This is a genomic window from Bradyrhizobium sp. SMVTL-02 (assembly GCF_051853005.1).
GTDB lineage: Bacteria > Pseudomonadota > Alphaproteobacteria > Rhizobiales > Xanthobacteraceae > Bradyrhizobium.
Genome location: NZ_CP182469.1, coordinates 6,189,372 through 6,203,823, shown reverse-complemented (window position 1 = coordinate 6,203,823; position 14,452 = coordinate 6,189,372). Strand labels below are relative to the sequence as shown.

Genomic DNA, 14,452 nt, shown 5'->3' with positions numbered 1-14,452 from the left:
CGCTCCTCGCAATGACAACGGAGAGAGATTTCAATGCCCTGGCCTGATCCCATCACCCTGCGTGGACAGCACGCCCGTCTCGAGCCGCTGTCGCATCAGCATCGCGGGGGGCTGGTCGAGGCCGTCAAGGACGGCGATCTGTCAAAGCTCTGGTACACCGCGATCCCGCTGCCGGAGAACATGGGCAAGGAGATCGACCGCCGCCTCGGCTTGCAGGCCGCCGGCTCGATGCTGCCCTTCACCGTGTTCGACGCCGGCGGCAACATCGTCGGCATGACCACCTACATGAACATCGATGCCACCAACCGCCGCGTCGAGATCGGCTCGACCTGGTACGGCAAGAGCGCGCAGCGCGGTCCGCTCAACACGCAGTGCAAGCTGCTCCTGCTTCGGCACGCCTTCGAGACGCTGAACTGCATCGCGGTCGAGTTCCGCACGCATTTCTTCAACCACCAGAGCCGCCGCGCCATCGAGCGTCTCGGCGCCAAGCAGGACGGCATCCTGCGCAGCCACCAGATTGCGCCGAACGGCACGCTGCGCGACACTGTCGTCTACAGCATCACCGCCGCCGAATGGCCGACGGTGCAGGCGCATCTGGAATTTCAACTCAACGACAAGCCGCGCTAATATCTAATATGATGTGCACCGAATTGGCCGCGCGCTCGATCACCTCTCCCTCCGGGAGAGGTGATCGAGCGCCTGCTTCTGGCGCCGCTTCAATCATGACTCATTTCGCTTTAGAGGCGCAGGGACCATGGATAGATTTGATTATGTGATCGTCGGCGCGGGCTCCGCCGGTTGCGTGCTCACCAGCCGGCTGAGCGAAGACCCTGATATCAGCGTCTGCGTGCTCGAGGCGGGGCCGAGCGACTGGCACCCCTACATTCATCTGCCGGCGGGTTTCATCAAGACCTTCCACATGAAGAGCATCAACTGGGCCTACCAGCAGGAGCCGGGCCCCTACACCGGCGGCCGCAGCATCTACGCGCCGCGCGGCAAGACGCTCGGCGGCTCGTCCTCGATCAACGGCCACATCTACAACCGCGGCCAGCGCATGGACTTCGACACCTGGGCGCAGATGGGCAATCGCGGCTGGGGCTATGCCGACGTGCTGCCCTACTTCCGCCGGCTGGAGAAGCGGATCGGCGAAGGCGAGGACACTTATCGCGGGCGCGACGGCAACCTCATCGTCACCACCATGAACTGGCGCGATCCGCTCTGCGAGGCCTTCATGGAAGGCGCGGTCTCGCTCGGCATCCCCCGCAACCCCGATTACAACGGCAAGACCCAGGAAGGCGTCTCCTATTGCCAGCGCACCATCAACAACGGCTTGCGCGTCTCCGGCGCTACCGCATTCCTCAAGCCGGCGATGAAGCGGCCGAACGTGCATGTGCACACCCATGCGCACGCAACCGAGATCATTTTTGAAGGCAAGCGCGCCGTCGGCGTGCGCTACAGCAAGGGCGGCCGAGGCGGCCAGTCCGTGGAAGTGCGCGCCAACAAGGAAGTGATCCTCTCCGGCGGCAGCTATAATTCGCCGCAGCTGTTGCAGCTCTCCGGCATCGGCTCGCCGGATCTCTTGCAGCAGCACGGCATTACGGTGCGTCACGCGCTGCCGGTCGGCGAGGGCCTGCAGGACCATTACGCCCCGCGCACGGTGGCGCGGGTCAAGGACATCAAGACCATCAACGAGCTCCGCCGCGGCTGGCGGCTCTGGGTCGAGGCGATGAAATGGGCCACCGCGCGCCGCGGCCTGCTGTCGCTGTCGCCGACCATGGTCTATTGCTTCTGGCACTCCGGCGAGAGCGCCGAGAGTTCCGATCTCCAGCTGACCTTCACGCCCGCGAGTTACAAGGAAGGCGTGCAGGGCCAACTCGAGGACGAACCCGGCATGACCGTGGCCTCCTGGCAGCAGCGCCCGGAGAGCCGCGGCTATGTCCGCATCCGCTCCTCCGATCCCTTCGCGCCGCCGATCATCCAGACCAATTATCTCGCTGCCGAGCTCGACCGCCGCGTCATCGTCGGCGGCATGAAGCTCGCGCGGCGGCTTTTGAAGTCGGCGCCGCTGTCGCCCTATTACGCCTACGAGGATTTCCCCGGCCCCAACGTCAACACCGACGACGAATTCTTAGCAGCCGCCACCGAGCGCGGCACCACCACGTTCCACCCCGGCTGCACCTGCCGCATGGGCCCCGCGGACTCGACCTGGGCCGTCGTCGACGACCAGCTCCGCGTCCACGGCCTGGAGGGCTTGCGCGTCATCGACGCCTCGGTGATGCCGCGCATGATCTCGGCGAATTTGAATGCGTCAACGATGATGATCGCCGACCGCGCTTCGGACCTCATCCGCGGCAAGCAGCCGATGGAAGCCGCGCGCATCCCGGATGCGGCGGTGGCGTGAGCAGCGCAACTGCGTTGGGTGGGTTACGCGAAGCGCAGTCCGCTGCCGTAACCCACCACTTCTGCCGATGCCGAAACGAAGGAGGTGGATTACGCTGACGCTAACCCACCTACGAGCTTTGCTGTGTCGCCGCCCGTCAACCCCTGCCATTAAAAATATTCCACTTTACCGAAATTCGGAATTGCGGCATAAGTCGCAACAGCCCGGCCCGACGAAGAGGGGCGATTCGCGAGTCGTTCGAAACGCGGGCCGGGTTGCGGTGGACGCGGCAGCGTCGGCACGAGAGGGTGTGGGCAGGGCGGGTAGTCCCTGTGAGCCCGGAACCGCGTGCGGACGAACGGCGCTGAACGCGTACGGCAAAACCGTGTGGTCCTGGCCGTCGTTGCTACGGTCAAGCCTCTCGCGGAGATGTGCGCGAGCCCAACCGGGTAGACGGCATCGTCAATTCGCAGGGGCGAGGGAGGCCAGAACGAACTCGGCTCCCGGGAGAGCGCGGCATAAGCCGTCCGACCACTGCGCAGGGAAGGCCGAGTGATTGGCTACACCTGTATGCTGCTGTGCGGTTTCTCTGCGCCTCATTCGCGCAGCAGACCGCGGGTGCCAGTCGGCACCCGGCCTTCCCTGCGCCCTCTATCTTTTTTGGGGCGATGGAATGAAGCAAAGCTCGGGCGAGATGAGCCGCGAGGATGCGAGCGTGTGTCTGCAATTTGAATTGTCAGTCGGAGAACGACGCCATTGCCCCTTGCTCCGTCGTTGCGAGCGCAGCGAAGCAATCCAGAATCCCTCGGCGGAAAGACTCCGGATTGCTTCGCTGCGCTCGCAATGACGGTGTGGAGAGAGCGCGCCCCAATCCATCTCCGTCATCCTGAGGCGGCCGCTTCTTCAGCGGCCCTCGAAGGGCGACGGCCCGGCTGCGTCTCGGCCATTCATCCTTCGAGGCTCGCCCATGGGGCACCTTGCGTCCCATGCCTCGCACCTCAGGATGACGGGAGCAGCAGTGAGCCTACACTTCCCGTCGGCTCAAGAACGCCAGCCGCTCGAACAGATGCACGTCCTGCTCGTTCTTGAGCAGCGCGCCGTGCAGCGGCGGGATCAGTTTTCGCGGGTCGCGTTCGCGCAGCTGCTCGACGCTCATGTCCTCGTTGAGCAGCAGCTTGAGCCAGTCGAGCAGTTCGGAGGTCGAGGGCTTCTTCTTCAGGCCGGGCACCTCGCGCACCTCGAAGAAGATGCGCAAGGCTTCCTCGACGAGGCGCTTCTTGATGCCGGGGAAGTGGACGTCGACGATGCGGCCCATCGTGTCGGCGTCGGGAAACTTGATGTAGTGGAAGAAGCAGCGGCGGAGAAAAGCGTCAGGCAGCTCCTTCTCGTTATTGGAGGTGATCATCATGATCGGGCGCTGCTTCGCCTTGATCGTCTCGCCGGTCTCGTAGACATGGAATTCCATGCGGTCGAGCTCGAGCAGCAGGTCGTTCGGGAATTCGATGTCGGCCTTGTCGATCTCGTCGATCAGCAGCACCGGGCGCTGCTCGGCGGTGAACGCCTCCCACAGCTTGCCGCGCTTGATGTAGTTCCTGATGTCGGACACGCGCGCGTCGCCGAGCTGGCTGTCGCGCAGGCGCGACACCGCGTCGTATTCGTAGAGGCCCTGCTGCGCCTTGGTGGTGGACTTGATGTGCCAGGTCAAAAGGGGCGCGTTCAGCGCCTTCGCCACTTCCTCCGCCAGCACCGTCTTGCCGGTACCGGGCTCGCCCTTCACCAGGAGCGGGCGCTCGAGCACGATCGAGGCATTGACGGCGACCTTGAGATCGTCGGTCGCAACATAGTCCTTGGTGCCGGTAAATTTCATCGCACGTCCTTGTTGGTCGTCGTCGCGAGGCTGTTGCCTTGGTCACGACAAGCGAACGGCCGCTCGCGGCGGCCGTTCCTGGTTCGGTCAGGCTTTCAAACCCGTTTTATCAGCGAAAGGATCACCAGCACAATCACCGCGCCGATCGTGGCGTCAACGATGGCGCCGACCGTGCCGGTGGCCAGCCCGATGTGCAGCTGGGGCAGCACCCAGCTCGCCACCAGCGCGCCGATGATGCCGACAACGATGTTGCCGACCAGCCCAAATCCCGCCCCGTGGACAATCTTGCCGGCAAGCCAGCCGGCGATCGCGCCGATGATGAGCGCCGCGAGAATTCCCATTGCAAACGTCCCCAAAACAACCCCTTGAGGCGGTCAATTCTAGAGCAAAATGCCTCCCGGTCCAGCGCCCAAGGACGACCTGCGCCCCTTGACGTCCGCCCCCCGACGGGCAATCTGTCACCCATGTTCCTGCAATTCTTCACCTCTCTGCGCGACGCGCAGGTCCCCGTGACGCTGCGCGAATACCTCACGCTGATGGAGGCGCTCGACGCCGACCTTGCGGACTACACGGTCGAGAACTTCTACTATCTGTCGCGCGCCTCGCTGGTGAAGGACGAGCGCAATCTCGACAAGTTCGACCGCGTCTTCGGCACGGTGTTCAAGGGACTGGAAAGCCTGCTCGACGCGATGGAGAAGGCGGAGATCCCCGAGGAGTGGCTGAAGAAGCTCGCCGAAAAGTATCTCACCGAGGAAGAGAAGAAGCAGATCGAGGCCATGGGCTGGGACAAGCTCATGGAGACCCTGAAGAAGCGCCTCGAGGAGCAGAAGGGCCGCCACCAGGGCGGTTCGAAATGGATCGGCACGGCGGGCACCTCGCCGTTCGGCGCCCACGGCTACAATCCCGAAGGCGTGCGCATCGGCCAGGAGAAGAACCGCAACAACCGCGCCGTGAAGGTGTGGGACAAGCGCGAGTTCAAGGATCTCGACGGCAATGTCGAGCTCGGCATCCGCAACATCAAGGTGGCGCTGCGGCGCCTGCGCAAGTTCGCGCGCACCGGCGCGCCCGACGAGCTCGATCTCGACACCACCATCCGCGAGACCGCCAATCACGGCTATCTCGACGTGCACATGCGCCCCGAGCGGCGCAATGCGGTGAAGCTGCTGGTGTTCTTCGACATCGGCGGCTCCATGGACGCGCATATCGAGCAGGTCGAGGAGCTGTTCTCGGCGGCGAAGAGCGAGTTCAAGCACATGGAGTATTTCTACTTCCACAACTGCCTCTATGAAGGCGTGTGGAAGCAGAACAAGCGCCGCTTCACCGACCGCACGCCGACCTGGGACGTGCTGCATAAATATCCGCACGACTACAAGGTCGTGTTCGTCGGCGACGCCTCGATGTCGCCTTACGAGATCATGGTGCCCGGCGGCTCGGTCGAGCACGTCAACGAGGAGCCCGGCTCGGTCTGGCTCGACCGCATCATCCGCACCTATCCGCATGCGGTGTGGCTGAACCCGGTGCAGCAGAAGCACTGGGACTATTCGGAATCGACCACCATCATCAAACGCATTTTTGCCAACCGCATGTACCCGATCACGATCGAAGGTCTCGAAAGTGCGATGAAGGAATTGACGCACTGATGCATGATTGAGTCCGGCTCCATCGGCGACGGGACTGCGCCGCTTGCGGGGGAGGGCTGGGGAGAGGGTCTCTCCACCAGCGAGGCTCCCCAAGAGGAGAGAGCCCTCACCCGCCGCGCTCGGACGATGCTTCGCATCGCCCGGGGGGGCGACGACGTAACAAGAGGGAGAACCATATGCCCCAGACCATCACCCGCGGCATCAAGGCGTTGATCGACGAGGCCAATGCGGAGATCGAGACGCTCACCGCGAAGGATGCCATCGAGATCTCCAGGAACGGCGATGTCGTCATCGTCGACATTCGCGATCCCCGCGAGATCGAGCGCGACGGCCGCATCCCGGGAGCCTTCGCCTGCACCCGCGGCATGCTGGAATTCTGGATCGATCCGCAGAGCCCGTACGCCAAGCCGATCTTCCAGGAGGACAAGAAGTTCGTGTTCCACTGCGCCGGCGGCCTGCGCTCCGCGCTCGCCGCCAAGACCGCGCAGGATATGGGCTTAAAGCCCGTCGCCCACATCGCCGGCGGCTACGCCGCCTGGCGTGACGCCGGTGGTCCGACGGAGAAGTGGGAGCCGAAGAAGAAGGGGTGAGGGCCCCGCTCTCCCCACTTGTCATTCCGGGGCGCGCGAAGCGCGAACCCGGAATCCATTCATCCACCAACTCAGCCGCACGATGGATTCCGGGCTCGCCCTCCGGGCGCCCCGGAATGACCACAAGGAAGCATCGATGACCACCGACCCCCTCGTCTCCACCGAATGGCTCGCCGCCCACATGGGCGACGCCAACGTCAAGATCCTCGACGCCAGCTTCAAGCTGCCGGGCGTGCTGCCGCTGCCGAAGGACGACTACCTCACCGCTCATCTTCCCGGCGCCGTGTTCTTCGACGTCGATGCGGTGTCGGATCATTCCAACCCGCTGCCACACATGTTTCCGAGCGCCGAGCAGTTCGGCCGCGACGTCGGCAATCTTGGCATCTCCGACGCCGACACCGTCGTGCTCTACGATGCCGGCGGCTGGGTCGCCGCTCCTCGCGCGTGGTGGATGTTCCTGTCCTATGGCCACGCCAATGTGCGCATCCTCAATGGCGGCTTGAAGAAGTGGCGTGCCGAGGGGCGCGCCGTCGAGAGCGGCGAGGTGAAGCCGAAGCCGCAAACCTTCAAAGCGAGCTACGATCCGAAGCGCGTGCGCAGCATGCAGCAGTTGATCGCCAATGTAGAAAGCCGTGCCGAGCAGGTGATCGACGCGCGCGCCGCCGATCGTTTCGAGGGCCGCGCGCCCGAGTCGCGGCCCGGCATCCGTTCCGGCCACATCCCCGGCGCCCGCAACGTGCCCTACAATCTGCTGTTCGATGCCGCGTCCGGCGAGATGAAGCCGCTCGAAGAGCTCCGCGCCGCCTTCACCGGCGCCGGCGTCAAGCTTGATGCGCCGATCGTGACGAGCTGCGGCTCCGGTGTGTCCGCGGGCGTGCTCACGCTCGCGCTGTATCGGCTCGGGATTACCGGCACCGCGCTCTACGACGGCTCCTGGTCGGAATGGGGCCAGGCCGGCGGCCCGCCGATCGCGACCGGGCCGGCGTAGGCCACTTCGCTATGGCCGGTTGAAGGTGCGCTCCCTCGCCCCGCTCTTGCGGGGACGCGACGCGCTTCGCTCGCGCTGAGAGGGTTGGGGGAGGGGGCTGTACCCCCGTCACCCGGATCGCGCCGGACGATGCTTCGCATCGCCGGCGGCGATCCGAGAGGTGAAGATCAGCGCGCCCTCGTGGCCGGCGTCGTCGCAAATACCTGCTGTTGGCCGAATGGATCGAACTGCTGCCTCAACTGCTGAGGTGGAGGACGCCGCTCCACGCGGTGCCGCTTCTTCGGCTTGGGCTTGGTCGCCTTGCTCTCCGGCTTGCCGGCGCCGGCCTTCACGTCGGCCTTCGCATCGGCCTTGCGCTTCGCCGGTGGATCCTTCGCGGCTGTTGTGGCGGGATCGTTCAATGCGGCCAGTTTGGCCGGCGCGGTGTCGAGTGCCGGGGAGGCCGGAGCGGCACCGGGATCAGCCGGTGTCGGCACGCTGGCGGTTGCGGCGGGTTCCGTCTCGGGAATCGATGCCGCGGCATCGGCGGCAGTGAGCGTGTCTGTTGCGGCGGCGGCTTCCGCCGTGGTCTCGGCCTTGGACGGCTCGGTGGCCGGGGTGTCAGCTGCGGGCGCGGCGACCTGCGGCGCGGCATCGGCCTCGCTGGCCACCGCGGCCGTCCGTTCGGGCTCCTGGATCGGCAGTCCGATGGTCGGCACCTGGTCGCGCAGCGTCGGCGCGGGCTCGGCCGGCTCCGCGCGCAAGGCCGCGAGCACCGGCTGGGCGGGCTCGGAGGCTTGCGCGAACACTTGCTCCTGCGGGCCGTTCCGCCAGGACGGGTTGTTGACATATTGCTCATGGGTCGCCCGCAGCAGCGCGGCAGCCCCTAGGCCGAACACCAGGATGGAGGTTGACAGCACGATCGCGGCAAGCAGGAAGCGAAAGCCGGGAAGCATCGGACGGGTTACGAATTTCCGCCCCGGCGGGTGGCGACCGGGACCCAAGAGCCATCTGAACGCGGTGACGGTACTGCTTGCCGCGTTCGCCACGCGGGGATCGGAGCTCAAGGCGGTGGCGAATCAGGCTGATTCGAACATACCGCAACGATTCAGAGGCGTTCCGTAAAAAACGGGGCCGGAAACTGCGGCGTCTCGGACATAAGTGGATTTCCGCCCCCTGATGTAACGGGGCAACGGTCGTCTTGCGGATCACAAATCGGCAGATCGGGCGCAAATCGGCCTGATATGTCTTGAATGTGCCGCTATCTTCGGTCATCTGGCCGTTAACGGTCCTGATGGGGCCCCGGGGCTATACAAGAGCGATGATGATCAAACATTTTCTGACGATATGCGCTGCCGCAACAGTCGCTGCGGCGGGAACCTCGCTCGTGCAGGCTCAAAGCTATCCGGTCCAGCAGGTGCCGGGCTATGGCCCGCCGGCCGAATATCGCCCCGGCGACCGCATGCCGAATTTCGACGCGCTGGACGACGAAGACGACGCGATTCCGCAGGCCTCGCTGCCGCCGCCCGGCCCTGGCGGTCCGATCACCTCGCCCAACGACCCGCGCTACGGCCGCCCAGCCGGCCCGCCGGTCTATTCCGCCGCCCCGCCGCAGGGGCCGGTGATGTCGCCGGATGATCCGCGCTACGGCCGTCCGGCCGGCGCTCCGCCGGTCTATTCGTCGGCTCCGCCGCAGGGCCCCGTGATGTCGCCCGACGATCCCCGCTATGGCCGCCCAGCCGGCCCGCCGCCGGTGATCTATGCCGACCGCCCGGCCCAGGCGCCTGCCAATGACGGCTTGCGTCCGCCGGAAGCCGTTGGTGGTCCCGCCGCGACCGGAACGGTCCAGGCCGCCCAGCCGCCCGTCGGCGCCGACGGCCGGCCGATGACACTGGCCTCGCTGCCGCCCGAGGAGCAGCCCGATGCTGCGCCGGTGCAGCTGCCGCCGAACTTGCGCCGCCAGGAGGTCTCGTTCCAGACCAAGGAGCCGGCCGGCACGCTCGTGGTCGATACCCCCAATACCTACCTGTATTACGTGCTCGGCAATGGCCGCGCGATCCGCTACGGCGTCCGCGTCGGCCGCGACGGCTTCACCTGGACCGGCGTGCAGAAGATCACCCGCAAGGCGGAGTGGCCGGATTGGCATCCGCCGACCGAGATGATCGAGCGCCAGCCCTATCTGCCGCGCTTCATGGCCGGCGGCCCCGGCAATCCGCTCGGTGCCCGCGCGATGTATCTCGGCTCGACCGTCTACCGCATCCACGGTACCAACCAGCCCTCGACGATCGGCAAGTTCGTCTCCTCGGGCTGTATCGGCATGCTGAACGAGGACGTCTCGGACCTGTTCGATCGCGTCAAGGTCGGCACCCGCGTGGTGGTGTTGCCGGGCGGTCCGGCGCCGGGAACGGCGACCGCGTCTGCAGCGCCCGCGCCGGCCCCGATGTCGGCCCAGGCCGGCCCGGTCCCCGGCACGCAGCCGACGGTCGTGCCGCCGCTGCCCGCGCCGGTCACCGTGCGCTAATCGCTTCCGCGAGTATTCAGATTGCAAGGGCGTGCCGTCGGCACGCCCTTTTTGTTTCAGGCCAGCTTGCGCGGCAGTTCGCTGCCCTTGGTGAAGGCGTCGATCGCCTCGACCATCTGGCCGTAATGGATGCGCAAGCCGTCCTTGGTCGCGTAGCCGAGATGCGGCGTCAGCACGAGGTTGTCGAGCTTACGGAAGGGATGATCGACGGGCAGCGGCTCGACCGAGAACACGTCGATGCCGGCGCCGGCGATCTTGCGCTGCTGCAAGGCCTCCAGCAGTGCCTGCTCGTCCACGATCGGCCCGCGCGCGGTGTTGACGAGGAAGGCCGTCGGCTTCATCCGCGCGAGGTCGGCGCGGCTCACCAGGCCACGCGAGCGATCGCTCAGCACGACGTGGATTGTGACGATGTCGGCCTTGGCGAACAACTCCTCCTTGGTGGCGTAGCCGACGCCGGCCGCCGCGCACTTCTCCGGCGTCAGGTTCGGGCTCCAGGCGATCACGTTCATGCCGAACGCCTTGGCAATGCCCGCCATCTTGCTGCCGAGCTTGCCGAGCCCGACGATGCCAAGCGTCAGTCCCTCGATCTCGACGCCGGGAAAGGTCTGCCAGGGTTCGCCCACATGCATGCGCGCGTTCTCCCGGCCGATGCCGCGGGTCAGCTCCAGGATCAGGCCCATGGTCAGCGGCGCCGTCGGATCGCGCGAATATTGCGTGCCGCCAATCGCAACGCCCTTCGCCTTTGCCGCCTCCATGTCGATCGAGGCGTTGCGCATGCCCGACGTCAGCAGCAGCTTCAGCTTCGGCAGGCTGTCGAACTGGCTCTTGGGGAACGCCGTCCGCTCGCGCATTGCGCAGATGATTTCGAAATCGGCCAGCGCGCTCGCCGCGGCCTGCTCCGAGGCGAAGGGATGGTTGAACACGGTGACGTCGATGCGGTCGGACAATTTCGGCCAGTCGGCGACGTCGAGGGCAAGGTTGAAATAGTCGTCGAGAATCGCGCAGCGCAGCCGGCTCATCAGCATTCATCCATGGCGAGAGGTGACGGCGCTGGGCGAGGGCGCCGTTGTCGGGACACCGGTCCATGGTTGCGCGCAATCAGCCTCGTGCGCAAGCAGCCTGCGTCTTCAAAAATCCGATAGGGGGGCCTCGCTCAGAGGTCGCGGGGCCTCAGCCGGATCGGCGCATCGAGGCCGTGCTTGGCGCGCCAGGCGGGGCCGGGGCCGCGCATGTAGTGCAGTTCGGGCCGGTAGGGGTTGAAGGCGGTGGTGAAGAAGCGCTTCCAGAAGGCCTTGATCTCCGCGACGAAGCCGGAGACGTGGCCGGCTTCTGCCGGAACGGGATGGGAATGGGTCTCGGTCAGAGCCATGATGCGGCCTCGCTGTGCTCCCCGTTCGTTCTGAGCGGGCGGCGCTGTTTCCGCGCGAAACCGAGCTTTGGCCTGCTTTATTAAAAAATGGTTTCAATTGTCCGGATCTACCTCGGGATGGTGTCCATCCCGTATTCATCCGTGGTGAACGGAGGGAAAACGTTGCCCTTTGCGGGCGGGATCGTTACATCGGCGGCAAGCAAATTTCCTCAAATCGAAGGTTTCACGGGACCGATGGCGCGCCAGTTCATCTATTTCATGCAGGGCCTGACCAAGAGCTACCCGACCCGGAAGGTGCTCGATAACATCCATCTGAGCTTCTACCCGGACGCCAAGATCGGCGTGCTCGGCGTCAACGGCTCCGGCAAGTCGACGCTGCTCAAGATCATGGCGGGGCTCGACAAGGAATATACCGGCGAGGCCTGGGTCGCCGAGGGCGCCCGCGTCGGCTATCTCGAGCAGGAGCCGCAGCTCGATCCCAAGCTCACGGTCCGCGAGAACGTCATGCAGGGCGTCGCCAAACAGAAGGCGATCCTCGACCGCTACAACGAACTCGCCGTCAACTATTCGGACGAGACCGCCGACGAGATGACCAAGCTGCAGGATGAGATCGAGGCCCAGGGCCTCTGGGATCTCGACAGCAAGGTCGACCAGGCCATGGACGCGCTGCGCTGTCCGCCCGACGATGCCGACGTCACAAAACTCTCGGGCGGTGAACGCCGCCGCGTCGCGCTGTGCCGGCTGCTGCTCGACCAGCCCGAACTGCTGCTGCTGGACGAGCCGACCAACCATCTCGACGCCGAGTCGGTGTCGTGGCTGGAAGGCCACCTGCGCAACTATCCTGGCGCGATCCTGATCGTCACCCACGATCGCTACTTCCTCGACAACGTCACGGGGTGGATCCTCGAACTCGATCGCGGCCGCGGCATCCCCTACGAGGGCAATTACTCGTCCTGGCTGGTGCAGAAGCAGAAGCGGCTCGAGCAGGAAGGCCGCGAGGACGCCGCGCACCAGAAGACGCTCGCCCGCGAGCAGGAGTGGGTTGCGTCCTCGCCCAAGGCGCGCCAGGCCAAGTCGAAGGCCCGCTACCAGCGCTATGAGGAACTGCTCAAGCAGGCCAGCGAGAAGCAGACCCAGACCGCGCAGATCATCATCCCGGTCGCGGAGCGGCTCGGCGCCAACGTGGTCGACTTCGAAGGTCTCAGCAAAGGTTATGGCGATCGCCTCCTGATCGACGATCTCACCTTCAAGCTGCCTCCCGGCGGCATCGTCGGCGTGATCGGTGCCAACGGCGCCGGCAAGACCACGCTGTTCAAGATGATCACGAAGCAGGAACAGCCGGACAAGGGCACGATCACGATCGGCGAGACCGTGCATCTCGGCTATGTCGACCAGTCGCGGGACGCGCTCGACGGCAAGAAGACCGTCTGGGAGGAGATATCCGGCGGCAACGAGCTGATCCTGCTCGGCAAGAAGGAAGTGAACTCGCGCGGCTATTGCTCGTCGTTCAACTTCAAGGGCGCCGACCAGCAGAAGAAGGTCGGCGCGCTCTCGGGCGGTGAACGCAACCGCGTTCACCTGGCCAAGATGCTGAAGTCCGGCGCCAACGTCCTGCTGCTCGACGAGCCGACCAACGACCTCGACGTCGACACGCTGCGCGCGCTGGAAGAGGCGCTGGAGGATTTTGCCGGCTGCGCCGTCATCATCAGCCACGATCGCTGGTTCCTCGACCGTATCGCGACCCACATCCTGGCCTTCGAGGGCGACAGCCATGTCGAATGGTTCGAGGGCAACTTCCAGGACTATGAGAAGGACAAGATGCGCCGGCTCGGTCAGGACAGCATCATTCCGCACCGCGTGAAGTACAAGAAGCTGACGCGGTGATTTCGGCATGATGTGGCGGGCGCTCATCGCTGCGGTGATCGTGATCACCTGCGGCTGGTCGTCCGCCCGCGCCGCCGACGCGGCCTTCACGCAGTTCATCGCCTCGCTCTGGCCGGAGGCGCAGGCCGCCGGCGTCTCGCGCGCGACGTTCGACGAGCAGACGCGCGGGCTCGAGCCCGACTACAAGCTGCCTGACCTGATCCTGCCGGGACGGCCCGCGACCGGCGCGCCGTCGCAGGCCGAGTTCGTGCAGGTGCCGGCGGACTACGTCAAGGAAGCATCGATCGCGCGGCTGGCCGGCGAGGGCCAGCGGCTCTTGCAAAAATATCGTCCAGCGCTGAACGAGATCGAGAAAAGCTCCGGCGTGCCCGCGACCGTCATGCTGGCGATCTGGGGGCGAGAGACTGATTACGGCCGCTACACGCTGCCCTATGATCTGGTTCGCGTGCTGGCGACGCAGGCCTATGTCGGCCGGCGCAAGGATACCTATCGCAACGAGTTCATCCTGGCCCTGAAGATCCTCGGCGCAGGCGTGGTGACGCGCAAGGACATGCGTTCGTCCTGGGCGGGCGCGACCGGGCTCACGCAATTCCTGCCGTCCGAATATTACAAGCACGGCGTCGATTTCGACCGCGACGGCCGCATCGACATCTGGCATTCGGTGCCGGACGCGCTGGCCTCGGCCGCGCAGCAGCTCGTCAACAAGGGCTGGCAGAGCGGCGTGCGCTGGGCCTACGAGGTGCAGGCGCCAGCGACAGTCGATTGCACCACCGGTGTGCCGGAGGTGACGAAGCCGATCGGCCAGTGGCTACGCGAAGGCTTTGTGCCGGTGCGCGGGCAGAAGCTGAGCGCTGCCGAGCAGGCGCAGCCGGCCTCGCTGCTGCAACCGGAAGGAGTCTATGGTCCGTCGTTCCTCACGACGAAGAACTACTTCGTCATCAAGGAATACAACTTCTCCGACCTCTACGTGCTGTTCGTCGGCCATCTCAGCGACCGCATGACGAGCCCGCTGCCGTTTGCAACGCCCTGGTCGGCCTCGAAGCAATTGCGCACCAAGGATGTCGAGACCATGCAGCGCGGGCTCACCCGCGTCGGGCTCTACAAGGACAAGATCGACGGCAAGGCCGGCATGCAGACCCGTGCCGCGCTCGGCGCCTATCAGAAGTCGGCGGGACTGAAGGTCGATTGCTGGCCGAGCGAAGAGGTGCTGCGCTCGATCCAGGCGGCGCGCTAA

The 14,452-nt window shown here is 65.5% G+C and carries 13 protein-coding genes; 8 read left to right on the top strand and 5 right to left on the bottom strand.

Annotated elements, in window-relative coordinates; all coding sequences use genetic code 11:
- The first annotated feature begins 33 nt into the window (after positions 1–33).
- On the top strand, positions 34–627 hold the full coding sequence (locus ACNJYB_RS29685; RefSeq protein ID WP_439370110.1) for a GNAT family N-acetyltransferase: 594 nt from the start codon (positions 34–36) through the stop codon (positions 625–627).
- A gap of 127 nt (positions 628–754) precedes the next feature.
- Positions 755–2,401 (top strand): GMC family oxidoreductase, encoded by a 1,647-nt coding sequence (locus ACNJYB_RS29680; RefSeq protein WP_439370109.1) that lies wholly within the window; start codon positions 755–757, stop codon positions 2,399–2,401.
- 1,003 nt (positions 2,402–3,404) lie between these two features.
- Here ACNJYB_RS29680 and ACNJYB_RS29675 read toward each other — a convergent pair.
- Positions 3,405–4,247 carry an AAA family ATPase gene (locus ACNJYB_RS29675; protein ID WP_080134205.1) on the bottom strand — a complete coding sequence of 281 codons (843 nt, stop codon included), beginning with the start codon at positions 4,245–4,247 and terminating at the stop codon, positions 3,405–3,407.
- A gap of 95 nt (positions 4,248–4,342) precedes the next feature.
- Positions 4,343–4,588, bottom strand: coding sequence for a GlsB/YeaQ/YmgE family stress response membrane protein (locus ACNJYB_RS29670; protein WP_439370108.1), 246 nt, complete (start codon positions 4,586–4,588; stop codon positions 4,343–4,345).
- A 123-nt stretch (positions 4,589–4,711) separates the two neighbouring features.
- On the opposite strand from ACNJYB_RS29670, the gene ACNJYB_RS29665 reads away from it, so the two are divergent.
- From ACNJYB_RS29665 to sseA, 3 genes are all read left to right on the top strand, one after another.
- Complete coding sequence (locus ACNJYB_RS29665) at positions 4,712–5,887, top strand: vWA domain-containing protein (RefSeq protein WP_439370107.1); 1,176 nt, start codon at positions 4,712–4,714, stop codon at positions 5,885–5,887.
- A gap of 176 nt (positions 5,888–6,063) precedes the next feature.
- The gene (locus tag ACNJYB_RS29660; RefSeq protein ID WP_036013188.1) at positions 6,064–6,477 is read left to right on the top strand and encodes a rhodanese-like domain-containing protein; all 414 of its coding nucleotides are present in this window, start codon (positions 6,064–6,066) and stop codon (positions 6,475–6,477) included.
- A 136-nt stretch (positions 6,478–6,613) separates the two neighbouring features.
- Positions 6,614–7,465 carry a 3-mercaptopyruvate sulfurtransferase gene (gene sseA / locus ACNJYB_RS29655; protein WP_439370106.1) on the top strand — a complete coding sequence of 284 codons (852 nt, stop codon included), beginning with the start codon at positions 6,614–6,616 and terminating at the stop codon, positions 7,463–7,465.
- A gap of 167 nt (positions 7,466–7,632) precedes the next feature.
- Here sseA and ACNJYB_RS29650 read toward each other — a convergent pair whose 3' ends face one another.
- Entirely contained in the window at positions 7,633–8,400 is a 768-nt protein-coding gene (locus ACNJYB_RS29650) for a hypothetical protein (RefSeq protein ID WP_439370105.1), read from the bottom strand.
- Between the two features lie 368 nt (positions 8,401–8,768).
- Between ACNJYB_RS29650 and ACNJYB_RS29645 the strand changes: the two genes are divergently transcribed.
- Positions 8,769–9,965 carry a L,D-transpeptidase family protein gene (locus ACNJYB_RS29645; RefSeq protein ID WP_439370104.1) on the top strand — a complete coding sequence of 399 codons (1,197 nt, stop codon included), beginning with the start codon at positions 8,769–8,771 and terminating at the stop codon, positions 9,963–9,965.
- A gap of 56 nt (positions 9,966–10,021) precedes the next feature.
- Here ACNJYB_RS29645 and ACNJYB_RS29640 read toward each other — a convergent pair whose 3' ends face one another.
- The gene (locus tag ACNJYB_RS29640; protein WP_439370103.1) at positions 10,022–10,984 is read right to left on the bottom strand and encodes a D-2-hydroxyacid dehydrogenase family protein; all 963 of its coding nucleotides are present in this window, start codon (positions 10,982–10,984) and stop codon (positions 10,022–10,024) included.
- A 134-nt stretch (positions 10,985–11,118) separates the two neighbouring features.
- Positions 11,119–11,334, bottom strand: a complete 216-nt coding sequence (locus ACNJYB_RS29635; RefSeq protein ID WP_439370102.1) for a hypothetical protein — start codon at positions 11,332–11,334, stop codon at positions 11,119–11,121.
- 234 nt (positions 11,335–11,568) lie between these two features.
- Here ACNJYB_RS29635 and ettA point away from each other — a divergent pair, with 234 nt between their 5' ends.
- Entirely contained in the window at positions 11,569–13,218 is a 1,650-nt protein-coding gene (gene ettA, locus ACNJYB_RS29630) for an energy-dependent translational throttle protein EttA (protein WP_439370101.1), read from the top strand.
- A gap of 7 nt (positions 13,219–13,225) precedes the next feature.
- Positions 13,226–14,452 (top strand): lytic murein transglycosylase, encoded by a 1,227-nt coding sequence (locus ACNJYB_RS29625; RefSeq protein WP_439370100.1) that lies wholly within the window; start codon positions 13,226–13,228, stop codon positions 14,450–14,452.